Origin of the sequence: Paenarthrobacter sp. C1 (assembly GCF_049315185.1) — a bacterium.
Classification (GTDB): Bacteria; Actinomycetota; Actinomycetes; order Actinomycetales; family Micrococcaceae; genus Arthrobacter; species Arthrobacter nicotinovorans.
The window spans coordinates 3405805-3426502 of the sequence record NZ_CP186052.1 but is presented as its reverse complement, the minus strand read 5'-3'; the positions used below and the strand labels follow the sequence as shown (position 1 = coordinate 3426502).

At 61.1% G+C, this 20698-nt stretch carries 24 protein-coding genes; 12 read left to right on the top strand and 12 right to left on the bottom strand.

Features of this window, described 5'->3' with window-relative positions:
* The first annotated feature begins 25 nt into the window (after window positions 1-25).
* The gene (gene map, locus ACNAOU_RS16000; protein WP_422757221.1) at window positions 26-853 is read left to right on the top strand and encodes a type I methionyl aminopeptidase; all 828 of its coding nucleotides are present in this window, start codon (window positions 26-28) and stop codon (window positions 851-853) included.
* 63 nt (window positions 854-916) lie between these two features.
* On the opposite strand, the gene ACNAOU_RS15995 is transcribed toward map, so the two are convergent.
* From ACNAOU_RS15995 to ACNAOU_RS15985, 3 genes are read right to left on the bottom strand one after another with little or no spacing between them, the layout of a single operon-like run.
* Complete coding sequence (locus ACNAOU_RS15995; RefSeq protein WP_422757220.1) at window positions 917-2263, bottom strand: ABC transporter substrate-binding protein; 1347 nt, start codon at window positions 2261-2263, stop codon at window positions 917-919.
* 49 nt (window positions 2264-2312) lie between these two features.
* Window positions 2313-3233, bottom strand: a complete 921-nt coding sequence (locus ACNAOU_RS15990) for a carbohydrate ABC transporter permease (protein WP_039242392.1) — start codon at window positions 3231-3233, stop codon at window positions 2313-2315.
* Window positions 3230-4144: a carbohydrate ABC transporter permease gene (locus ACNAOU_RS15985; protein ID WP_018776665.1), complete on the bottom strand. Its 915-nt coding sequence runs from the start codon at window positions 4142-4144 to the stop codon at window positions 3230-3232. The genes ACNAOU_RS15990 and ACNAOU_RS15985 overlap by 4 nt, the downstream gene beginning before the upstream one ends.
* 239 nt (window positions 4145-4383) lie before the next feature.
* Between ACNAOU_RS15985 and ACNAOU_RS15980 the strand changes: the two genes are divergently transcribed.
* The 8 genes from ACNAOU_RS15980 (at window position 4384) to ACNAOU_RS15945 (ending at window position 9747) form a co-directional block, all read left to right on the top strand.
* Window positions 4384-5397, top strand: a complete 1014-nt coding sequence (locus tag ACNAOU_RS15980; protein WP_422757219.1) for a P1 family peptidase — start codon at window positions 4384-4386, stop codon at window positions 5395-5397.
* 196 nt (window positions 5398-5593) lie between these two features.
* Complete coding sequence (gene infA / locus ACNAOU_RS15975; RefSeq protein WP_011775571.1) at window positions 5594-5815, top strand: translation initiation factor IF-1; 222 nt, start codon at window positions 5594-5596, stop codon at window positions 5813-5815.
* Between the two features lie 72 nt (window positions 5816-5887).
* Window positions 5888-6001, top strand: coding sequence for a 50S ribosomal protein L36 (gene rpmJ, locus ACNAOU_RS15970; RefSeq protein WP_011775570.1), 114 nt, complete (start codon window positions 5888-5890; stop codon window positions 5999-6001).
* 196 nt (window positions 6002-6197) lie between these two features.
* Window positions 6198-6575 (top strand): 30S ribosomal protein S13, encoded by a 378-nt coding sequence (rpsM, locus tag ACNAOU_RS15965; protein ID WP_011775569.1) that lies wholly within the window; start codon window positions 6198-6200, stop codon window positions 6573-6575.
* A gap of 51 nt (window positions 6576-6626) precedes the next feature.
* Complete coding sequence (gene rpsK, locus ACNAOU_RS15960) at window positions 6627-7028, top strand: 30S ribosomal protein S11 (protein WP_014922380.1); 402 nt, start codon at window positions 6627-6629, stop codon at window positions 7026-7028.
* Window positions 7029-7174: 146 nt separating this feature from the next.
* Window positions 7175-8185 (top strand): DNA-directed RNA polymerase subunit alpha, encoded by a 1011-nt coding sequence (locus tag ACNAOU_RS15955; RefSeq protein WP_011775567.1) that lies wholly within the window; start codon window positions 7175-7177, stop codon window positions 8183-8185.
* Window positions 8186-8251: 66 nt separating this feature from the next.
* Window positions 8252-8824: a 50S ribosomal protein L17 gene (gene rplQ, locus ACNAOU_RS15950; protein WP_064721598.1), complete on the top strand. Its 573-nt coding sequence runs from the start codon at window positions 8252-8254 to the stop codon at window positions 8822-8824.
* A 32-nt stretch (window positions 8825-8856) separates the two neighbouring features.
* Window positions 8857-9747 carry a tRNA pseudouridine synthase A gene (locus ACNAOU_RS15945; protein ID WP_227453537.1) on the top strand — a complete coding sequence of 297 codons (891 nt, stop codon included), beginning with the start codon at window positions 8857-8859 and terminating at the stop codon, window positions 9745-9747.
* 166 nt (window positions 9748-9913) lie between these two features.
* Here the strand turns inward: ACNAOU_RS15945 and ACNAOU_RS15940 are convergent, their stop codons facing one another.
* From ACNAOU_RS15940 to ACNAOU_RS15900, 9 genes are all read right to left on the bottom strand, one after another.
* Entirely contained in the window at window positions 9914-10789 is an 876-nt protein-coding gene (locus tag ACNAOU_RS15940; RefSeq protein ID WP_422757217.1) for a type II secretion system F family protein, read from the bottom strand.
* 9 nt (window positions 10790-10798) lie between these two features.
* The gene (locus ACNAOU_RS15935; protein ID WP_422757216.1) at window positions 10799-11752 is read right to left on the bottom strand and encodes a type II secretion system F family protein; all 954 of its coding nucleotides are present in this window, start codon (window positions 11750-11752) and stop codon (window positions 10799-10801) included.
* The gene (locus tag ACNAOU_RS15930) at window positions 11749-13227 is read right to left on the bottom strand and encodes a CpaF family protein (RefSeq protein ID WP_055971692.1); all 1479 of its coding nucleotides are present in this window, start codon (window positions 13225-13227) and stop codon (window positions 11749-11751) included. The genes ACNAOU_RS15935 and ACNAOU_RS15930 overlap by 4 nt, the downstream gene beginning before the upstream one ends.
* A complete protein-coding gene (locus ACNAOU_RS15925; protein ID WP_055971695.1) occupies window positions 13224-14426 on the bottom strand; it encodes an AAA family ATPase in 1203 nt (400 codons plus the stop codon). Before ACNAOU_RS15925 ends, ACNAOU_RS15930 begins: the two co-directional genes overlap by 4 nt.
* Window positions 14423-15187 (bottom strand): Flp pilus assembly protein CpaB, encoded by a 765-nt coding sequence (gene cpaB, locus ACNAOU_RS15920; protein ID WP_200942008.1) that lies wholly within the window; start codon window positions 15185-15187, stop codon window positions 14423-14425. The genes ACNAOU_RS15925 and cpaB overlap by 4 nt, the downstream gene beginning before the upstream one ends.
* Window positions 15188-15228: 41 nt before the next feature.
* Window positions 15229-16155 (bottom strand): pilus assembly protein TadG-related protein, encoded by a 927-nt coding sequence (locus ACNAOU_RS15915; RefSeq protein ID WP_235503009.1) that lies wholly within the window; start codon window positions 16153-16155, stop codon window positions 15229-15231.
* An 89-nt stretch (window positions 16156-16244) separates the two neighbouring features.
* The gene (locus ACNAOU_RS15910) at window positions 16245-16619 is read right to left on the bottom strand and encodes a TadE/TadG family type IV pilus assembly protein (protein ID WP_055973058.1); all 375 of its coding nucleotides are present in this window, start codon (window positions 16617-16619) and stop codon (window positions 16245-16247) included.
* Between the two features lie 94 nt (window positions 16620-16713).
* Complete coding sequence (locus ACNAOU_RS15905) at window positions 16714-16917, bottom strand: Flp family type IVb pilin (RefSeq protein ID WP_055971700.1); 204 nt, start codon at window positions 16915-16917, stop codon at window positions 16714-16716.
* A gap of 321 nt (window positions 16918-17238) precedes the next feature.
* Window positions 17239-17883, bottom strand: coding sequence for a prepilin peptidase (locus ACNAOU_RS15900; protein WP_422757215.1), 645 nt, complete (start codon window positions 17881-17883; stop codon window positions 17239-17241).
* 287 nt (window positions 17884-18170) lie between these two features.
* Between ACNAOU_RS15900 and rplM the strand changes: the two genes are divergently transcribed.
* From rplM to glmM, 3 genes are all read left to right on the top strand, one after another.
* Complete coding sequence (rplM, locus tag ACNAOU_RS15895) at window positions 18171-18614, top strand: 50S ribosomal protein L13 (protein WP_011775554.1); 444 nt, start codon at window positions 18171-18173, stop codon at window positions 18612-18614.
* A gap of 39 nt (window positions 18615-18653) precedes the next feature.
* Window positions 18654-19163, top strand: a complete 510-nt coding sequence (rpsI, locus tag ACNAOU_RS15890; RefSeq protein WP_018776652.1) for a 30S ribosomal protein S9 — start codon at window positions 18654-18656, stop codon at window positions 19161-19163.
* A 167-nt stretch (window positions 19164-19330) separates the two neighbouring features.
* A complete protein-coding gene (gene glmM, locus ACNAOU_RS15885; protein ID WP_026266997.1) occupies window positions 19331-20695 on the top strand; it encodes a phosphoglucosamine mutase in 1365 nt (454 codons plus the stop codon).
* Window positions 20696-20698 lie beyond the last annotated feature (3 nt).

Below are 20698 nucleotides of genomic sequence, written 5' to 3'. Positions count from 1 at the left end.
AACAGCAAACCTTCCAGAGGAGAACATGGCGCTCGGTCAGCCCCGCATTGAATATAAGAACAACGAGCAGATGCGTACGATGCAGCAGGCCGGGCTTGTCCTGAGCAGGGCACTGGACGCTGCCGTTGCGGCTGCCAAGCCCGGCGTCACCACCAAGGACCTGGACGACGTTTTTGCAGCTGTCCTCAATGACGCAGGAGCCAAGTCCAACTTCCTCGGATACCACGGGTTCCCGGCGACCATCTGCGCCTCCGTCAACGAGGAAGTGGTCCACGGCATCCCCGGTGGACGTGTCCTCCAAGACGGAGACATCATCTCCATTGATGGCGGCTGCATCGTGGATGGCTGGCACTCCGACTCGGCGCGGACGGTCATCGTGGGCACCGCGGATCCCGAGGACCAGCGGCTGTCGGACGTCACCGAGGCCGCCATGTGGCGGGGTATCGCTGCCTTGGCCAAGGGCAAGTTCGTGGGAGACATCGGAAACGCCATCGATGACTACGTCTCCTCGGTCCCGGGCAAGCCGCTGGGCATCCTGGAGGACTACGTCGGCCATGGCATCGGTTCCGAAATGCACATGGCACCTGATGTCCTGAACTACCGGACCAGCCACCGTGGTCCGAAGATCCGCCCGGGCTTGTGCCTTGCGATTGAGCCAATGCTGGTTCGCGGCGACATCGAAACGGCCACCCTAGACGACGACTGGACCGTGGTCACCACTGACGGCAAGCGTTCCTGCCAGTGGGAGCACTCCGTAGCAGTGCATGAAAAGGGCATCTGGGTGCTGTCCGCCCCCGATGGAGGCGCAGAGCAATTGGCGCCCCTCGGCGTCGTGCCTGTCCCCATCCCGTAACTGCTCCAAAGGGAAGAGCGCGGCTACCGAAGTAGCCGCGCTCTTTTGTTTTTTCCAGAGGGGTCAGGACTTCAGCTTCGGCTTGACGTCCTTGGTGTAGATGCCCTCAAGCGTCTTCTTCAGCTCGGTCATGGTCGCCTGGACATCGCCCTGCTGCGTGAGGATTTTGGCTGCTGACTTGGCCATTTCCTGATCGGCGCCGGGCAGGAACACGCGGGCGTTGTCCTGGACCTTGGTAGCAGCGAGCTGGTCCATGGCTGTCTTGATCTGCGGAGTGGCCGCGAGAACAGAGGACATGTCTGCCGAGAGCCTGGTGGGCATGTATCCGGTGGCGGCTGAAAACGCGGCAGTGTTCTCCGGCTCGGTCATGAATTTAAGGAAGGTTGCCGCGGCCAGCTGCTCCTCCTTGGTGATGCCGCTGGGAATGCCGAGACCCGCACCGCCGGTAGGGCAGACGCTGCTCGGGACCTCGGGACCGCCGGGAAGGAACCCGACACCCACGTTGAACTTGGCTGCTTTCAGGACCCCCAGGAGCGAACCCGTGGAAGAAATGGTGGACGAGGTGATTCCGGCGGCAAAGTCGTCAGCGGCCTCCTTGGATGAAACACCGGCCCAGCCATCCTTGTAGATGGAGTCCTGGGCCCACTGAAGCGCGGCCACGGATTCCTTGGAGTCGCAGGTGATGTCCCAGCCCTTGGACCAGGCACCGCCCCAACCCCACAGGTTGTTCTGCAGCGTCCACCCGGCATAGCCCGCCAGGGCCGGGTAGATGTAGGCGTACTGCGCCCCGGAGGTGGCCTTGAGTTCGGGAGCCCACTCCGCGAACTCCTGCCACGTGGCCGGTGCGCGGTCCGGCAGGCCTGCTGCCTTGAAGTGGTCCTTGTTGTAGTAGAACAAGGGGGTGGAACGGCCGTACGGAAGGGCCCATTGCTTGTTGTCGTACTTGTAGTCGTCGACCAGCGATTTCTGGAAATCGTCGATCTTGATGTCCAGCTGCTTCACCAGGCCATCGATGGGGATGATGCTGCCGTTGGAGAAGTAACGGAACCACCAAACGTCGGAGAGCACAACCAGCCCGGGCAGACCGGTCTTGGCTGCCTGGGACGTCTGGAACTTCTGCGCGATCTCTTCATAGTTGGCGCCCGCGGTGACCAGGTTGACCTTGATATCGGGGAACTTGGCGTGGAACTTCTCGATGATCGCCTTTTCCACATCCTGCGACTTGCCGGGGTGGTTCGTCCAGAAGTCGATGGAGGCGGCCGGCTTGACGCCACTGAAGTCGATAGTGGCGGTGTCGACGGCGTCTGCCGTGCCCGCCGTCGACGGTCCGCCGCATGCGGCGAGGGCCGCTGCTCCGGCTCCGAGGCCTGCCAATCCCAGGAAATGGCGGCGGTCAAGGTTGGTGCGCATGATGCTTCCTCTCAATTACTGACTTTGATGCGAATGGTGTGGTGGAGAATCAACCGGTGACACTGCCTTGGGTCAGACCGGCAACGATGTAGCGCTGGAGTGCTGCGAAGACCAGCAGTATGGGGACGATCACCAGTACCGCGCCGGCCATGAGGATTCCCCAGCCGGCTCCGTTGCCTTCGGAGTTCTGGAGGAGTGTCAGTCCTACCGGAAGCGTCATGGTTTCGGGCCGGTCCGTGATGATGAGGGGCCAGATGTAGTCGTTCCATTCGCTGACCACGGTCACCAACGCCACGGTGGCGATCGACGGGACCGACACTGGAACGATGATCTGCCACAGCCTGCGCCAGTGTCCGGCGCCGTCAATCTCCGCCGCTTCAAGGATCGACGGCGGCAGCGTCAGGAAGTGCTGGCGCAGGAGGAACGTGCCGAACGCCGTGCCGAGCCCGGGAAGGATGATGCCCCACAGGGTGTTCTTTCCGCCCATGCCGGCGATCAGGATGTAGTTGGGCAGGATCGACACCTGCGCGGGGACCATAAGGGCCACAAGAATCAGCACGAAGATCACGTTTTTGAACGGGAAGCGCACGAACACCAAGGCATAGGCGGTGAGGATTGCCAGAACCACTTTGACCGACGAGCCCACGATGGTGACGATCAGGCTGTTGGCGAAGAACTGTGCGAACGGAACGGTGGTCATGGCCGTGACGTAGTTCTGCAGGTTCAGTGACTGGGGAAGGATCCGAAGGTCCATGGTGACGATTTCGCCGGGTTGCTTGAAGGAACTCAGGAGCATCCACAGCAGCGGCAGGAAGACCACCAGCGTTGCGACGATCAGGGGAACATAGCCGGTGGCCACGGTCTGGAGGAGATTGGACCTGGACAGGGGGTTGGGCCTGGCGGGCGGACCCTCCGGTGAAGCAGTCTGTTGGGGTTCTTCACGCACGACGACGGGTGCAGGGGCGCTCATGAATAGTGGACCTTTCGCTCAACGAACCGCAGTTGGAGGACGGTGATGACCAGCAGGATGGCGAAGAGGATCACCGAAATTGCGGCCGAATAGCCTGCCCGGTTGTATGCCCCGAAGGCCTGCAGGTACGCCTCGTAGATCAGCGTGCTGGTGCCGTTGCCCAGAGGGGTCATGATGCGGATGAGGTCGAAGGCCTGCAAGGAGCTGAGCATGGTGGTGATGAGCAGGAAGAACGTGGTGGGGGAGAGCAGCGGCAAAGAGATGTTGAAGAACCGCCGGAAACTGTTGGCACCATCCAGTGCCGCGGCCTCCATCACGTCGCGGGGAAGAGACTGCAACCCTGCCAGGAAAACCACGGCGCAGTAGCCCAGGTTCTTCCACACGTAGACGATGATGACCATCACCAGGGACAGCTGCGGATCGTTGATCCATTGCGGGCTCTGTTGCCCGAGTCCGCGCAGGATCCAGGCCAGCACTCCGTAACCGGGATCGAAGATGAACAGCCACACCAGGCCGACGCCCACTCCGGAGAGTACGTAGGGCGCGAACACCGCTGACCGGGCGAAGGTGGTTCCACGGACTTTCGAATTGAGCGCGAGGGCCACCAGTAGGCCAAGGATCATGGAGCCGCCTACGGTGAACACCGTGAAGATGGCCGTGGTTCCGAGGACCTTGGACGCATCCTCACTGGTGAAGAACGTGACGTAGTTCTGGAGCCCGACAACGGTGGCCGAGGCCGAGCCCAAGGTCCAGTCCAGTGTGGAGTAGTAGATGTTGTTGATCAGGGGCCAGTAGGTAAACGTGCCGATCAGGATCAGGTTGGGCAAGGCCATGGCAAGGAACACCACGAAGTCCTTGCGGCTGCGACCGGACCAGCGTCGTCTTGCGGGCACGGCGGTGCTGTTGTTCATCAAAGGGACAGTCATGTATTACTCACGGTTTCGGCGGAATGCGGGGCGCCTGCTCCCTGCCAGGGGCGGCGAAGACAGGCCTAGCTCACCACATTGACGCCGCGTGCCCGGGCCAAAATGGTCCTTCGTAGCGAGAGTTGTCTTACACTTCCGGACCCGTTTACCGGGCGTTACTCACGAGTTCGTATTTGAGGTTCGACTCCCGTTTCATGACCGGCCCGGGGGTGGAGAATGGACCCATGACGGCGATCACCGATGTCCCGGGTATCCGGGTTGGGCACATGCAGAAGAACGACGGCGGGTGGCTGAGCGGCGTTACAGTCGTCCTTCCGCCACCGGGAACCGTGGGTTCCATTGACGTCCGCGGCGGGGGCCCTGGCACACACGAGACCGACGCCCTGGACCCGACCACCTTGGTGTCCACGGTCGATGCCGTGGTCTTGACCGGCGGCAGTGCTTTCGGTTTGGCGTCGGCCACGGGTGCCCAACTCTGGTGTGAGGAACAGGGCCGCGGCTTCGCCGTCCCTGGAACTGTCGTGCCGATCGTTCCCGCTGCTGCCATCTTCGACCTCGGGCGCGGTGGCGACGTGCGCGCCCGACCCGATGCCGACATGGGTTACCGGGCAGCTGCGGCAGCGTTCGCCTCAGGCGACCATGCCGCCGTCGAACGTGGAAACGTCGGCGCGGGGACCGGTGCCGTTGTTGCCCGCGGACAGCACAAAGGCGGTGTGGGCAGCTCCTCGATCACTCTCGACGGCGGCGTGATCGTAGGTGCGCTGGCGGTGGTTAACGCGCTGGGTTCGCCCCAGTTTGGTCCTGCGGACCTGCAGCCCTCTGCGCGCTCGGTCGTTCCTCCCTTAGACGCGCGCGGCCGGGCTCCAGTCCCGCAGGCCGAGGATAAGCCAGCGCGGGACGAACCCCAGGGACTCAACACCACCCTCGTGGTGATCGCTACTAATGCGGTGCTGGATGTGGCTGAGTGCAAGCGGACTGCCTCGTCCGGGCATGCCGGGCTGGCGCGGGCCCTGGATCCTTCCCACACCCTCGCGGACGGTGACACCATTTTCGCCATGGCCACAGGCGCCGTCGCTCTTGACCGCAGCACCGAACAAGCGCGGCAGGTATCGCTGATCACCCTCCAAAGCGCGGCCGCCGAGGCGGTCCGGTTGGCCATTCTGGACGGCGTCCTGGCGGCCGAAAGCATCACGACGGCGGCCGGTCACTTCCCGGCTTATCGCCAAGCGGGGGAGTGACGGCGGGGGACACGTGCGCTACCATGGTCGGATTTAACTTTCCAGCCAGATTGGCGTAGAGTTATTTGTTGGTTGTCTGTGCAGCCGCGCCCTTTTTGGTGTCGTGGTTCCAAGGCGGTCAAGCAAACAAAAAAACGTCCGCTGGATCTTCGGTGCCTCATCGGAGGACGGTGGCAAACAACAGTTAGCGGAGGATATGGCCAAGAAGGACGGGGTCATTGAGATCGAGGGCGTTGTGACTGAGGCGCTGCCCAATGCGATGTTTCGCGTTGAGCTCACCAACAAGCACGTCGTTCTCGCACACATCTCTGGGAAGATGCGTCAGCACTACATCAGGATTCTCCCAGAGGACCGGGTAGTGGTGGAGCTGAGCCCATACGACCTCACACGTGGTCGTATCGTCTACCGCTACAAGTAAATTGCTGGGCGGCAGGGCAATAGTGCCCAACCCGCTCCAGCAGATCAACTGCAAAACACGCAAAGGAACGCCATGAAGGTCAAGCCGAGCGTCAAGCAGATCTGCGACAAGTGCAAAGTGATCCGCCGTAACGGCCGGGTCATGGTGATCTGCGAGAACCCGCGCCACAAGCAGCGCCAGGGCTAATTCCCCTTCCGGGAATCAGCGCCCGCAAGGGCAAACCTGGGTTGCTAGCCCACGCAAGTAAATAAAGGCAGCACAAGCTGTGCCAGGACTGCATTACAGAGCCTGGTCAGCGAACCCCCGGTCGGAGGCTGGGGCCGCACGGAACGTGCGGGTGTACTGCCTACGACCTCCGGTTTATTCAAGGAGTACCGCCACTATGGCTCGTCTCGCTGGCGTAGACATTCCCCGCGAAAAGCGGTTGGAAATTGCGCTTACTTACATCTACGGCGTGGGCAAGACCCGTGCACACGAAACCCTGGCTGCCACCGGCATCAGCGCTGACGTTCGCGTCAAGGACCTGACTGACGCCGAACTGGTTCAGCTGCGTGACTACATTGAAGGCAACTACAAGGTTGAGGGTGACCTTCGCCGCGAGGTAGCCGCTGACATCCGCCGCAAGGTTGAGATCGGCAGCTACGAAGGCCTGCGCCACCGCAAGGGCCTGCCCGTACGCGGACAGCGTACGAAGACCAACGCTCGTACCCGCAAGGGCCCGAAGCGCACCGTCGCCGGCAAGAAGAAGGCCGGACGTTAATCCCTCGGGATTGACCTGGTTTTCCCCCGATAACTTTCTGTAGGAGAAACAATGCCCCCGAAGACTCGTGGAGCGGTTCGTAAGCCGCGTCGCAAGGATAAGAAGAATATTGCGCTTGGCCAGGCGCACATCAAGAGCACCTTTAACAACACCATCGTGTCCATCACGGACCCGAACGGTGCTGTTATCTCATGGGCTTCCGCCGGTGAGGTTGGCTTCAAGGGCTCCCGTAAGTCCACCCCGTTCGCTGCCCAGATGGCTGCCGAAGCTGCTGCAAAGCGCGCCCAGGAGCACGGTCTGCGCAAGGTTGACGTCTTCGTCAAGGGACCGGGATCCGGACGCGAAACCGCAATCCGTTCACTTCAGGCCGCTGGCCTCGAGGTTGGCTCCATCCAGGATGTCACCCCCAGCGCCCACAACGGTTGCCGCCCCCCGAAGCGCCGCCGCGTCTAATTAGGTCTTCCCTGCCTGACTGGCCGGGCCTGCTATGGAGGTTTTGCTTCCATCAGCATGGCCCGGCTGGTCAGGCTGGAAACCGAAGCCGATTTCCACCACCTGTGTTGCGTCATATAGCGGATGCTCGCCGAAAGGAAACCTAAGTGCTCATTGCACAGCGCCCCACCCTGTCTGAAGAAGTTGTATCCGAGAACCGCTCCCGTTTCATCATTGAACCGCTGGAGCCGGGCTTCGGTTACACCCTCGGAAACTCCCTCCGCCGTACCCTGCTCTCCTCCATCCCCGGTGCCGCTGTAACCAGCATCCGGATCGATGGCGTGCTGCACGAGTTCACCACGGTTCCCGGTGTCAAGGAAGATGTCACTGAGATCATCCTGAACATCAAGAACCTTTCGGTTTCCTCCGAGCACGATGAGCCGGTTGTTGCATACCTGCGCAAGCAGGGCCCCGGAGTCGTCACCGCCGCGGACATTGCTCCGCCGGCCGGCGTCGAATTCCACAACCCGGATCTGCACATTGCCACTCTGAACTCGAAGGGCAAGTTCGAACTCGAACTGACCATCGAGCGCGGCCGTGGCTACGTTTCGGCAGCTCAGAACAAGTCCGGCGACTCCGAGATCGGCCGTATTCCGGTCGACTCGATCTACTCGCCGGTCATGAAGGTAACTTTCCGCGTGGAAGCTACCCGTGTTGAGCAGCGCACCGACTTCGACAAGCTCATTGTCGACGTCGAGACCAAGCAGGCAATCGCTCCCCGCGATGCTGTTGCTTCCGCAGGCACCACCCTGGTGGAACTGTTCGGTCTGGCTCGTGAGCTGAACACCGCAGCTGAAGGTATCGAGATTGGCCCGTCGCCGACGGACGCTGCCCTGGCAGCCGACATGGCTCTGCCGATCGAGGATCTGGACCTCACCGTCCGTTCCTACAACTGCCTCAAGCGTGAGGGCATCCACACCGTGGGTGAACTCGTTGCCCGCTCCGAGGCTGACCTGATGGACATCCGTAACTTCGGTGCGAAGTCCATCGACGAGGTCAAGGCAAAGCTCGTCGAACTGGGTCTGTCCCTCAAGGACTCCCCTCCCGGTTTCGATCTCGCAGCCCGCGCCGCAGCCATCGAAGAGGACGACGCCGCGTTCAGCGACGACGAGCTCTAAACAGCAGATCTTGGCCGCCGGGTCCAGCAATGGACCTGACCGGCTTACACAACAGGAGAAATAACTATGCCTACCCCCACTAAGGGTCCGCGCCTCGGAGGCGGCCCGGCTCACGAGCGTCTGATGCTCGCGAACCTGGCAGCTGCTCTGTTTGAGCACAAGCGCATCACCACCACGGTCACCAAGGCCAAGCGCCTCAAGCCGTACGCAGAGCGTCTGGTCACCTTCGCCAAGCGTGGCGACCTCGCTTCCCGCCGCCGCGTTCTCGGCCTGATCAGCGACAAGGGCGTTGTCCACGAGCTGTTCACCGACATCGCCGGCGCCGTTGCCAACCGCGATGGTGGCTACACCCGCATCACCAAGATCGGCAACCGCAAGGGCGACAACGCTCCCATGGCTGTCATCGAGCTCGTTCTCGAGCCGGTTTCCCCGAAGCAGGCCGTTGTTGCTGAAGCAACCGCTGCTGCTGCCAAGGCTGCTCCGGCTGCCGAGGAAGAGGTCGTAGAGACCGAATCCGTCGAAACCGAAGCTGCTGAGTCTGAAGAGGCTCCTGCCGCTGAAGTCGCTGAGACCGAAGAGGCTCCGGAAGCTGAAGCTGCTGAAACCGAAGAGGCTCCGGCCGCTGAGGACAAGAAGTAATTCACTGAATTCTTCACAGTAGACTTAAGTCTATGAACGAACGAAAACCCGCTGCCCCCGTTATGGGGGGCGGCGGGTTTTTGCGTGTCCGGCTGGATCTTTCCTACGACGGCGGCCCGTTCAGCGGCTGGGCATTGCAGCCGGGGCTGCGTACCGTGCAGGGTTCTTTGGAAGAAGCACTGGCGCTGTTGTTGCAACGACCCGTCCGCGTTACTGTTGCCGGCCGCACCGATGCCGGCGTCCATGCCCGCGGCCAGGTAGTACATCTCGATGTCACCGAAGCCGAGTGGCTCTCACTGCCGCGTGGCCACGAACTTGATCCCGCCGTCGCCCTTTTGCGACGCCTCCGCGGAGCCTTGAGCCGTATCCTCGGCGACCTCACCGGTGCAGTGGAAGTGCACGACGCCGGTCTGGCGCCGGAGGGTTTCGATGCGCGCTTCTCGGCGTTGTGGCGCAGGTACAGTTACCGGATTGCCGACGGTCCGGGGAGATGGGACCCGGTGCTCCGTGGGATCACGCTGTGGCACAAGGCGCCCTTGGATGTTGCCTTGATGAACCAGGGTTCCCGGTCCTTGCTGGGGCTCCAGGATTTTCGTTCCTACTGCAAACCCCGGGAAGGTGCCACCACCATCCGTGAGCTGCAGAAGTTCTCGTTTGATCGCGGAAGCGACGGCGTCATCGTGGCTACCGTTCAGGCTGACGCTTTCTGCCACAACATGGTGCGTTCGTTGGTTGGTTCGGCTCTGCGGGTGGGCGAGGGGCTGGAAACTCCTGAATGGCTGCACTCGCGGCTGTTGGAGCGCCGACGCGATGCCAAGTCGGTGCTCGCCGCGCCTCATCCGTTGGTCCTCGAAGAAGTGGCCTACCCGTCGGACAGTGAGCTGCTCGCCAGGGCTGAATTGACGCGGGCCCGGCGGGAGTAGCCTTCCTGTCGTCGCCCGGATGTTGTTAGCCCGGACGTTGGAGGACCCCCTCCCGGCTCTGGGTACCGGAAGGGGGCCGTTGTGGCACTCCGTGGTCTGGGATCCGCGAAGTGCCGGTCTATTTCCCGCAGGACATAATCAGCCGGGTTGGATGGAAAGTCGGCTGTCAGGAAAATGCCTTGATGATGCCCATTACTGCGGGACCCAGCAGGATGATGAACAGGGCTGGAAGGATGCAGAAAAGCAGGGGAAAGAGGATTTTCACCGGAATCTTCATGGCGTACTCCTCAGCCCTCTGCCGCCGTTTGGTTCGCATCTCTTGGGCCTGCGTCTTCAGGACCTTCGAGATCGCTATACCGTAGGCGTCCGCTTGGACTATGGCCCGAACAAAGCTTCGGACATCAGGAACGTCCACACGATCCGACATGGCGAGATAGGCCTCTTTGCGGCTTCGGCCCACTTGGATGTCCTGAAGAGTTCGTATGAGCTCATCCGCTAGGGGTCCTGACCCGTTGGCTGCCGCCCGTGCCATGGAAGCTTCGAAACCCAGGCCTGCCTGCACAGCAATCAGCATCTGGTCCAAGGTGTTGGGAAGTTCCATGCGAATCGCATTGCGGCGCTTGCCGGCGTTGGACCTGATCAACAGGTCCGGCACGAAATAGCACAGGACGATCGTAGCCAAACCGAGGAGTAACTTTCCGGCGCTGGGATCGCCCAGGTACAACATCAGGCCCAACAATGCGCCGGCGATTGAGAGCATAGGCTTCGCCGCCAGGACCCGGTCCAGAGGCCATTCCTTGGGCCGTCCTGCCCCCGCGAGTTGTTTGTCGAGCCATGCAATATAACCGTTGGGGGCGAATCGTCGGGAGACTCCTGCTATCCGTTGGACGGATGTAGTGGGACGGGCGGCGAGGGCGGAGGTGCGGCCCAGATTAGACCTGATATTACGGAGGCCCGTGCGGTCGCCGGCCACACCAAGCCAAACGAGCAAGGAAACCGGGGCAACAATGCAGAGGACTGCGGCGTAGGCAAAAAGCGTCATGGCTGGCTCCTAGAACTTCGGCTTGATAAGACGGCTGAGCCAGAACCACCCCAGGCCCAGCATCACAGCAGCCACCCCGATCATCAGGTATCCCGGAAGGGTCGAGGTAAAGGTGTGGGCGTAGGTGGGATTAATGAGCATCAGCGCGAAGAACATCACTATGGGCAACGCCAGAAGGACGAGGGCAGACATTCGTCCTTCCGCACTCAGCGCCCTTACTTGCCGTCGGATCTGGTTGCGATCCCTGATGGTTTCACCCACATGATCCAGTACTTCAGCGAGATCCCCGCCCACTTCCCGGTGGACTTCAATGGCTTGGGCAATCCACGCAAGATCTTCGCTTTTTGTCCTTTCGGCGACATCCAGCAAAGACCCGCCCAGGTCCCTGCCGATCCGGGACTCGTTAACCACGCGGCTTAGCTCTTCTGCCATGGGAGCCTGGCTTTCCACAGCGGCAGCATCCACTGCACGCAGGAGGCTGTGGCCTGCCCGAAGCCCACCAGTCAGGAGCTGAAGTGTGTCCGGCACCTGTTCCTCGAAGGCGGCTCTCCGACGTGCGGTCAGCAGACGAAGAGCGGCGTAGAGGCCGAGAACTCCGAAGAAGATGAAGACGATACACATGAACAGCCCACCCAATGAGGCCCCCGACACCGCGCAGACCAGCACCACAACGCCGGAAATGACCATATAGTCAGACGCCTGCTTCTTTAGCCCGGCGGCATCGAGGACTGCTGGCGAAAGAATGCCGCGCGGGCGGTCCAGCAACCGGGAGTCGATGAGGCCCTTGGCTGAGCCGGCAACGACGTTCAACGCCGTCCGACGCACCAGGGTTTGGGGTTGCCGTCGTTCGAGGGCAATTGTCCGCCTCGACTTCAGGACGACCGTCACCAAAAGCAACAGCGCGATGTAGACAAAGATCAGGCCAACCGCCAGAACCATTGGCGAGTCCCACAACACGTTCATCGTGGGCCTCCGGAGATCAGCGACCCGAAGACTGCTGGCGATACTTGAATGCCAAGGTCGGCGAACCGCTCCGTGAACCGGGGCCGGACGCCGGTAGGGATAGTTCGGCCCCTGAAGCGGCCGTTGGTGTCCACCCCCGCTGAGTAGTCGAAGACGAATGCATCCTGAAGAGTCACCACGTCCCCTTCCATCCCCTGGACCTCGGTGATGTGGGTGATGCGCCGGGTACCGTCCCGAAGACGGCTGATATGGACGATGAGGTTGACTGCCGAGGCAATCTGTTCCCTGACGGCCCGTAAGGGCAGGTCCATTCCCGACATCAGGACGAGGGTTTCAAGACGGGCTATGGCATCGCGTGGGGAGTTGGCGTGCACAGTCGAAATGGAGCCGTCATGCCCCGTGTTCATGGCCTGCAACATATCCAGGGATTCGCCACCGCGGACTTCGCCGACCACAATCCTGTCGGGCCTCATGCGAAGGGAGTTGCGGACCAGGTCACGGATGGAAATCTCCCCGCGGCCTTCAATATTGGCCGGACGGCTTTCCAGGCGCACCACATGCTCCTGCTGCAATTGCAGTTCCACCGCGTCCTCGATGGTGACGATCCGGTCATCCGCAGGAATGAAGGACGACAACACATTGAGAAGGGTGGTTTTACCGGTACCAGTGCCCCCGGAAACGATGATGTTCATACGTGCCTGTACGCATGCGCTGAGCAGTTCGGCCATTTCCGGAGTCATACTGCCAAACTCAATGAGTTTCGCCGCAGTCAGGGCTTCCCGGCCGAATTTGCGGATGGTCAGGGACGGCCCGTTAACGGCCAGCGGCGGAATGATGGCATTGACGCGGGAGCCGTCGGCCAAGCGTGCATCGACCAGCGGGGATGACTCGTCGATGCGTCGACCCACCCGGGAGACGATTCGCTCGATGACCCGGCGGAGAGCCTCATCCGACGTAAAGCGGGCTTCAGTCTTGTACAGCTTCCCCGCGCGTTCGACGTAGATGCTGTCGAACCGATTGACCATGATCTCAGTCACCGCGGAGTCGTTCAGGAAGCGTTGGATTGCTCCGTGCCCCATAACGTCGTCAAGAATTTCCCCGGTTAGCCGCTGCCGCTCGGCCGTGCTGAGTGGAACTTGCTCTTCGTCAACGACAAGTCGAAGTTCATCTCTGACGTACTGGTTGAGTTCGTTTTCTTCCAACGTGGAATCAGTGAGCCGGGAACCGAGGCGTTCGTACAGGGCCGACACCGCACGTTCCTTGAGCCCGGCCAAAGCACCGCTGGCCAGGATGGTTGAGGGTGTTTCCCCACCCCCTTCCGTGATACTGGATGCCGCCGCGGCAGCCCTGGCTTCCTGTATGTGCCCAAGCGTGGATGCTGTGGTGTCTGTCGGAAGAACGGTAGGAGTGCTCGTTGCCTCCTGGTGGCCGCTCTCCGGATTGCGAAGATTTTCAAATCTGCGTGCCAGACTCATCGAACTACCGCCCTTCTGTGTACCTGCTTGCGGGACCGTTCATCCCAATTCGGCTTGAACCGGCTCACAAGCAGCCGCAGCCCTTTCAAGGCAGCATCCCGGGTGGCGTCCTGAAGCAGGGGTACCCCCTTGTTGGTTGAATACGGCAACGTGCGGGAACGGGGTATCGCTACGTCGACAGGAACGCCAATGGTGGCTTCGATGTCCTTGAGCTGCAGCCCGCTCTTGTGGTCGGTCATGTTCAGTACAACGTGCCGGTTCTGGGGAAGCAGCTGCAACTCATCCAGGATTTGTAACCCGCTCCGGAGCCCACGAATGCTTGGAATATCCATCCCACAAACCCACACCGCATCCGTGGCGCATTCGAGGGCGGCCAACACGTGCTCTCCCAGACCCGGAGCCGTATCAACTACGACGTATTGGAATTCATGACGCAGTTGTTCCAGGAGGCGAGTGATATGAGCAGCCGAGATCCTGTCCATTTCTACTGGATTCCGTGGCGCGCACAGGGCATAGATGCTGGCAGGATGGACTGTGAGGTAGGTCTTGAGTACCATCGCGTCTTGGGTTGCTGGACCGAGGACGGCATCGGTGATGGTCCGTTCAGGTTCCAGCAACAATCCGCTGCCGACGTCGCCAAACTGCAGATCAAGATCCACAATGACCACTCCCATAGGCGCAACTTTGCCAAGGCCCACGGCCAGATTGGTGGCCACAGTGGTCTTGCCTACGCCGCCCTTGGGGGACATGACAGCAATGACGCGGCCGCCGGACCCGCTTGTTCCTTCTCCTGAGACAGGAGCCAGACCCCGGCGCCGGCCAGCCGCCGCCAGGCACGCCCTTTCTACCATGATGCGGATGTCTTCCACCTCGGCGGTGGGCGAAAGGATGTCGCGAACGCCGGCCCGCATGGCGCCAAGCACCAGCTCCGCCGTTTGGACTGCCGCCAGCACCACGCTGATTTCCGGATACTGCAGGTCCATCAACGATGCGAGCTTCAGCGACTCTGCCACTTCCAGCCCTGGCCCCAGAATCATCACCTCAGGGGGTTCGCCTAGGAGTTGGTCCAGGATGTCGCGGGGTCCCTCAGGCAAATAGTTCGCCTGGAACCATTGGAGACTGCCGCTCATGCCCGCTGTTGCGGTCCGAACGCGCTTCTCAAAGTCGTGATCCGCCGTGATGAGAATAAAGCGGCTCATTTGAACAACCTCCCCCGATCAAGGACGCCCGAGGTTCCTTCGGTAGCGCCAGATGGCTCCTTCGACAGGTAAACAGTGCCGAATTCGGCTGCATAGACGATCTTTTCCACGTCTACATCCGATCTTGCCAACGTGACCAAGTATTCGGTTTGGCTCGAGTTCTTATTGGCATTCAGCGCCCCGCCTCCGGAACCGCTGTCTGCCTTGGAATTGTCGGCGATTGTCCCACTCGCGTCCTGCACAGCTGTCACAAGGACTTTGCGGAAGGTGAGTTGGGTCTGGTCGGGAGAATTGGACTTCTCGTTTTCTTTGACCGACAGCATGACGCCCACAGTGTCACCGGCGATGAGGGTCCCACCAACAACACGTTCGATGGGTAGTTTCAGGGTTACTTCCTGGAGACCCGGCGGCAATTCAACCCGCCCCGGTCCAACCACGGCGTTCGGTTCCACCATGCGCGAGGCGAGAACTTGTTCGCCTCGCACGAGCTCCACTGCCGCGACCTTGGAACCGAGGTCGGACAGACTGTTGATGCTGTCCGAGGCGACGGCTGACTTTGGGACTGCCCTCTTGATGACGGAGTCTCCGAACTTGGCCGCCGTGGTGCCGGCCGGGATGTCCTTCTGGACGATGTAGACCTCTTCAGTCTCCGTGTTGGCCAAGGCGCGCTTGTCGGCGCCCTGGACGTAAAGAACAAGCATCACTGTTCCAATGATGGCTACGACAAGCGCAGCGATGCCTCCCAGTAGGCGAGCTTTCATTGCTTCTCCTGTTCGATGCGGGGCAGAGCGAATCCGGACCGCTATTTGATGAGTTTGACCACGACGGTGCCAAGATTTGCACCGGTCCCGGTGCCACCGCCTTCGATATCGTCAAGTGAGACGAATTTGATAAATTTCCCGATGATGCACCGGTCTGGTCCCGCCGAACACGAAAGGTTGGAGTTACCGACAGCGGCAGTTGTGTTGCGGAATTCGTAGACTCCGCCTTGGCCAAACTTCCAGCCTGTTATGCGAAAGGTTGCATAACCCATCAGGTGGAAGGAGCCTGTATTTCCAGTCCCTGTGGCGGTGTCAAATACTGGAAATGGCACCTCTAGCACCTGTCCGGAGCTCAAGGTATTAATCCAGCCCTGCAGGACGGAGGCACATTGTGAGGGTTTGTTGTTTCCCGGATCAGAGCCGGCGATGTTCCCGACCGTTGTCACAACTTTGCAGTCCTTGTCAGCGTCGTCCAGCCAACCCCACCCACCAGGAATGGTGTGTCCGGAGGGATTGGTACACGTAATGCCTGGTTTCCAGGAGACTTTCTGAAGGTTCCCGCTCGCCACACCTCCCGCGAGGTCCCAACACTTGTTGGAGAAAGCCAAGGGAAAGCCGCCGCCGCCGTTAGGGGCTACAAGTGCTGCGGTTGCTGTCGCCCCCACCGTGGCGGGCTCTGAACTCAATGCACTTGCGAACATCTTCGTCAGAAAGCCCGCGTTGCTGTTTCCGTCGATGGTGGAGGTTTTGACCGTCACCTGGTTTTGAACCGAGAGGTCAACAGACCTCACACGTGAAACACCGTCTCTGGAATTCTGGTCGGCGAGTTGTTTCGCAGCCGTGTTCGCACTGCTTTGCGTACAACCTGAGCTGGATGCACAGAGTTGGGCGACCGCGATCGCTCCTGCGTCAGCACCGTTCTGCAGCTCCCCGCGTTCGGCATAGATCTGCCCGACATCCACTGCCATGGCACCTGCGCCTATGAGTACCAGCATTATGAGCGCCACGAGCATGCCGCTTGCGCCGCGTTCATTGCCAGTCCCGCTGAACCTTGCCTTTAGCCACCGCACCGCATGGCCCCCTTACCAACTACGGAAAGCGTTGGGGTAAAGAGCCCGGTCAGTGTTGGAGAGCTGAATGTCACCGTCGCGGTGACAGTCGCACCCGGACTGCAGGCGCCGGATAGGCTGACGTTTCCGGGAGCAAGATTGATGCTTGGCGCCCCAGCCACTGCGGCGGCTTGGGCCTTGGCAGTGCTGTTGGTGACCGCCATGGTTCTGGCAGCCTCCCGCGCGGCTTGGGTAGTGGAAATCTGGAGATTGAAAAAGAATGCGAATTCCACGATTGCCACCACGAGGAGCAGGAGCAGCGGTGCCACCAGGGCGAATTCGACCGCCACCGCTCCACGCTCATTTGCGAGCCTTTTCTTCATGCCGTTCACGTAACCCTCCCAGGGGTTGGTGCCTAAGACAGCGATGCCGCGTCCGCGCGGGGCGGACGCGGCATCATGTTCGGGGCTGTGGGTGCTACCAGCTGTTGACCGTGGTGGCCAGCCCATTGAAGAAGCCGTTGAGGGCTCCGCCGAAGGCGCCTACGCCGCCGACGAGGATCAGCGCGATCAGGCCAACCAACAGTCCATATTCCGTCGCCGTCGCCCCCTTCTCTTCCTTGGTGAAGCGGTCCTTGACGCCGGCGATGAAGGCAATGGTGTGGATCATGAAAGTAGACATTGGAAAATCCTTCCCAGAAATGAATTTGATTTAGGAGAAAACGAGTGAGTAATGCTGGTGTATAAAGCAGTTCGAGATTTGAAAGGCCCTTGCTGCTCCAGCCGTTCGAATTCGATGACATAAGAATTCACCCATTGCACCAAAAGCCACAATGCGTAGCCGTACTCGATTTATTCGGGCAGCCAATACTTGCCGGATGGGGGCATGGGTGCGAAGTACTCAGTTCCGGCGCGCGGACAGCCGGAAACTACTTGGTTGCGGCAGGAGCCTTATACCTTGGAGAACGTCCTCTAGGCGAGGTAAGGGCGTACTAACCCAGGATCAGTTCAGGGCGAGGATGATGCCCAGGGTAGCGATGACCATCGCGGGCCCGTGGGCTGTTTCTGCGGGCTTTTTCGCCGAACGCAGGCGCAGCATGAGCACTGTGAGCACGCCGCCCACGATGAATCCCAGAAGTCCGCCAAAGAGTACTTGTTGCCAACCCAAGTAGCCCAAGTACATTCCAAGTGGTGCCGCGAGCTTCACATCGCCCATTCCGAGGCTTCCGGGCGAAATCAGCCCCAATATCAGGTAGCCAACGAAGAGTATGAAGCCGCCGGCCAGTGCTCGGAGCAGGTCTGTCCACCCAGGCTCAAGCATCGAAGACACGGCAAGGAGCCCCATTGCGCCGATAAGCAGGGCCAAAACAAGCGGATTCGGCAGCAAATGAAGTGTGAAATCAATACGTGAAAGTTGCACCCCAATAAGGGCCAGGAAAAGAAAAGCCGGCAATTCGGCCACCAATCCAAACCGCCACGCAAGCAGAGCGAAGAGCAGCGCGGTGACCACCGCCGTCGTGATCCGTATCTTCAGGGAGGGGAGGCCGCCGAGTCGCGGCAGCGTCCGCGCGATCAGCAACTCGGCCGCCGCACTCAGAAGGAGGCCGGCGAGAGCCAGCAGAAGCGGCATGGCAGGTCCGTCAGTCACGTGCACTCCCTCATTAACACAGGTTCACCCATGTGTGCTCACCCCATTTTGACCCGGGCGCCCCGTTGAAGGTATTGTTTAGAGTCGTTGTGCGTGTCCTATCTCGATGACACATGCCTACAGGGGGATCCAGTTGCAGGATCGCTAACTCCATGGGCATTTCGAGATCCTGGGATAACTGGTACATAGAGCCCTCACCTCTGCTCCGGTAGCGCATACATAGTAGGTACACGCCTCACTGCGTGTCGCCTAAAACATGAACGCCAGAACAAGAACGAGGCAAAACCGTGCGTACGTACACCCCGAAGCCCGGCGATATCAACCGCCAGTGGCACGTCATTGACGCCACCGACGTTGTCCTTGGTCGTCTTGCCAGCCAGACCGCAACACTGCTGCGCGGAAAGCACAAGCCGACCTTTGCGTCCCACATGGACATGGGCGACTTCGTCATCATCATCAACGCTGAAAAGGTTGCCCTCACCGGCGCCAAGCTGGAGCAGAAGCGCGCATACCGCCACTCCGGTTACCCGGGCGGCCTGACCTCGGTCAACTACGCCGAGCTGTTGGAATCCAACCCGGTTCGTGCTGTTGAGAAGGCCATCAAGGGCATGCTCCCCAAGAACTCCCTCGCAGCTCAGCAGCTGGGCAAGCTCAAGGTCTACGCAGGCCCCGAGCACCCCCACGCTGCACAGCAGCCGAAGACTTTCGAAATCACCCAGGTCGCCCAGTAGTCCTGGCCACCAACTAAACTTTTTATTACAAGGAGAACCGTGGCTCAGAACGAAGAACTGACCGCCGAAGCCGTCGAGGCTGAGGAAACCCTCACCAGCTACACCTCTGAAAGCAGCGCCGCTGCTGAAGATGCTCCCAAGAAGGAGCGCCCGGCACTGACCGTTGCCGGCGCAGCTGTTGGCCGCCGCAAGGAAGCCGTTGCACGCGTTCGCGTTGTTCCGGGTTCCGGCAAGTGGACCATCAACGGCCGCACGCTGGACAACTACTTCCCGAACAAGCTGCACCAGCAGGACGTCAACGAGCCCTTCAAGATCCTTGATCTCGAAGGCGCCTACGACGTCATCGCCCGTATCCACGGCGGTGGCATCTCCGGCCAGGCCGGTGCCCTGCGTCTCGGTGTTGCCCGCTCGCTGAACGAGATCGACGTCGACAACAACCGCGCCACCCTGAAGAAGGCCGGTTACTTGAGCCGTGACGCCCGCGTCATCGAGCGCAAGAAGGCTGGTCTCAAGAAGGCACGCAAGGCCCAGCAGTACTCCAAGCGTTAATTCGCTTCGCCCCATTACAGGGGTATCGGAAGCCCGTTCCGCCGTTTCGGTGGGGCGGGCTTCCGTCGTTTAACGCTGCCGTCACTGCGCACGCGCGTGGACCGGGTCAAGACGCTCCGGTGGCCCGATGAACAGGTGGTGCCGTGGCGTCGTCTAAACTTGACCCGATGTCTAGATTATTTGGAACAGATGGCGTGCGCGGTCTCGCGAACGGATTACTCACCGCTGAACTGGCTATGCAGCTCGCGCAGGCGGCCGCCGTCGTACTCGGCCACGACCGCGCGACAGACGGAAAGCGGCCCCGCGCCGTGGTAGCCAGGGACCCCAGGGCCAGCGGTGAATTCCTCGCCGCCGCCGTGGAGGCCGGGCTTTCCAGCTCCGGTATCGACGTTTACGACGCCGGTGTCCTCCCCACCCCGGCTGCGGCCTACCTGGTGGCAGATCTCGACGCCGACTTCGGCGTCATGCTGTCCGCCTCCCACAACCCTGCGCCGGACAACGGAATCAAGTTCTTCGCCCGGGGCGGCCAGAAGCTTCCCGACGACGTCGAGGACGCCATCGAAGCGCAGCTTGGCAAAGAGCCACAGCGGCCCGTAGGCGCCGACGTCGGACGCATCCAGCGCTTCTCGGACGCGGAGGACCGGTACATCGTGCACCTGCTCGGCACGCTCCCGAAGCGCCTGGACGGCCTGAAGGTGGTGCTTGACTGCGCCCACGGTGCCGCGAGTGGATGCTCGCCCCAGGTATTCAAGGACGCCGGCGCGGACGTGGTGGTCATCGGAGCAGAGCCTGACGGACTGAACATCAACGAAGGCGTAGGTTCAACCCACCTGGGTCCGTTGAAGGAAGCCGTGGTCAAGCACGGCGCAGACCTGGGCGTGGCGCACGACGGCGACGCGGACCGCTGCCTGGCCGTCGACCACGAAGGCAACGAAGTGGACGGTGACCAGATCATGGCGATCCTGGCGCTGGCACTCAAGAAGGCCGGCAAACTCAAGGATGACATCCTGGTTGCCACGGTCATGAGCAACCTCGGGCTGAAGATCGCCCTTCGCGATGCCGGCATCACCATCCGGGAGACCGGCGTCGGCGACCGCTACGTGCTTGAAGAAATGCGCGACGGCGGTTACAACCTTGGCGGCGAACAGTCCGGCCATGTGATCTTCTCCGATTACGCAACCACAGGCGACGGCGTCCTGACCGGACTGCAGCTGGCAGCCCAAGTGGCCCTCACCGGCCGCACGCTCCAGGACCTTGCCGGCGCGATGACCAAGCTTCCGCAGCTCATGATCAACGTCAAGGGTGTCGACAAGGCGCGTGCCGCCACTGACGAAGGCGTTGCCGCGGCAGTGGCTGCAGCCGAGCTCGAACTCGGTGAGACCGGCAGGGTGCTCCTCCGCCCTTCAGGCACCGAGGCCCTGGTCCGCGTCATGGTGGAAGCGGCGGACATGGAAACGGCCGAGCGCATCTGCACCGAGCTCGCTGCCGTGGTCAAGGAGCGCCTGGGCGCCTCCAGCGAACTGGCTGTCTAAGAA

Bases quoted from the DNA above. Each gene is read 5' to 3' on its own strand.
- map (WP_422757221.1), top strand. From the start codon at position 26: ATGGCGCTCGGTCAGCCCCGCATTGAATATAAGAACAACGAGCAGATG.
- ACNAOU_RS15995 (WP_422757220.1), bottom strand. From the start codon at position 2,263: ATGCGCACCAACCTTGACCGCCGCCATTTCCTGGGATTGGCAGGCCTC.
- ACNAOU_RS15990 (WP_039242392.1), bottom strand. From the start codon at position 3,233: ATGAGCGCCCCTGCACCCGTCGTCGTGCGTGAAGAACCCCAACAGACT.
- ACNAOU_RS15985 (WP_018776665.1), bottom strand. From the start codon at position 4,144: ATGAACAACAGCACCGCCGTGCCCGCAAGACGACGCTGGTCCGGTCGC.
- ACNAOU_RS15980 (WP_422757219.1), top strand. From the start codon at position 4,384: ATGACGGCGATCACCGATGTCCCGGGTATCCGGGTTGGGCACATGCAG.
- infA (WP_011775571.1), top strand. From the start codon at position 5,594: ATGGCCAAGAAGGACGGGGTCATTGAGATCGAGGGCGTTGTGACTGAG.
- rpmJ (WP_011775570.1), top strand. From the start codon at position 5,888: ATGAAGGTCAAGCCGAGCGTCAAGCAGATCTGCGACAAGTGCAAAGTG.
- rpsM (WP_011775569.1), top strand. From the start codon at position 6,198: ATGGCTCGTCTCGCTGGCGTAGACATTCCCCGCGAAAAGCGGTTGGAA.
- rpsK (WP_014922380.1), top strand. From the start codon at position 6,627: ATGCCCCCGAAGACTCGTGGAGCGGTTCGTAAGCCGCGTCGCAAGGAT.
- rplQ (WP_064721598.1), top strand. From the start codon at position 8,252: ATGCCTACCCCCACTAAGGGTCCGCGCCTCGGAGGCGGCCCGGCTCAC.
- ACNAOU_RS15945 (WP_227453537.1), top strand. From the start codon at position 8,857: ATGAACGAACGAAAACCCGCTGCCCCCGTTATGGGGGGCGGCGGGTTT.
- ACNAOU_RS15940 (WP_422757217.1), bottom strand. From the start codon at position 10,789: ATGACGCTTTTTGCCTACGCCGCAGTCCTCTGCATTGTTGCCCCGGTT.
- ACNAOU_RS15935 (WP_422757216.1), bottom strand. From the start codon at position 11,752: ATGAACGTGTTGTGGGACTCGCCAATGGTTCTGGCGGTTGGCCTGATC.
- ACNAOU_RS15930 (WP_055971692.1), bottom strand. From the start codon at position 13,227: ATGAGTCTGGCACGCAGATTTGAAAATCTTCGCAATCCGGAGAGCGGC.
- ACNAOU_RS15925 (WP_055971695.1), bottom strand. From the start codon at position 14,426: ATGAGCCGCTTTATTCTCATCACGGCGGATCACGACTTTGAGAAGCGC.
- cpaB (WP_200942008.1), bottom strand. From the start codon at position 15,187: ATGAAAGCTCGCCTACTGGGAGGCATCGCTGCGCTTGTCGTAGCCATC.
- ACNAOU_RS15915 (WP_235503009.1), bottom strand. From the start codon at position 16,155: ATGGCAGTGGATGTCGGGCAGATCTATGCCGAACGCGGGGAGCTGCAG.
- ACNAOU_RS15910 (WP_055973058.1), bottom strand. From the start codon at position 16,619: ATGAAGAAAAGGCTCGCAAATGAGCGTGGAGCGGTGGCGGTCGAATTC.
- ACNAOU_RS15905 (WP_055971700.1), bottom strand. From the start codon at position 16,917: ATGTCTACTTTCATGATCCACACCATTGCCTTCATCGCCGGCGTCAAG.
- glmM (WP_026266997.1), top strand. From the start codon at position 19,331: ATGTCTAGATTATTTGGAACAGATGGCGTGCGCGGTCTCGCGAACGGA.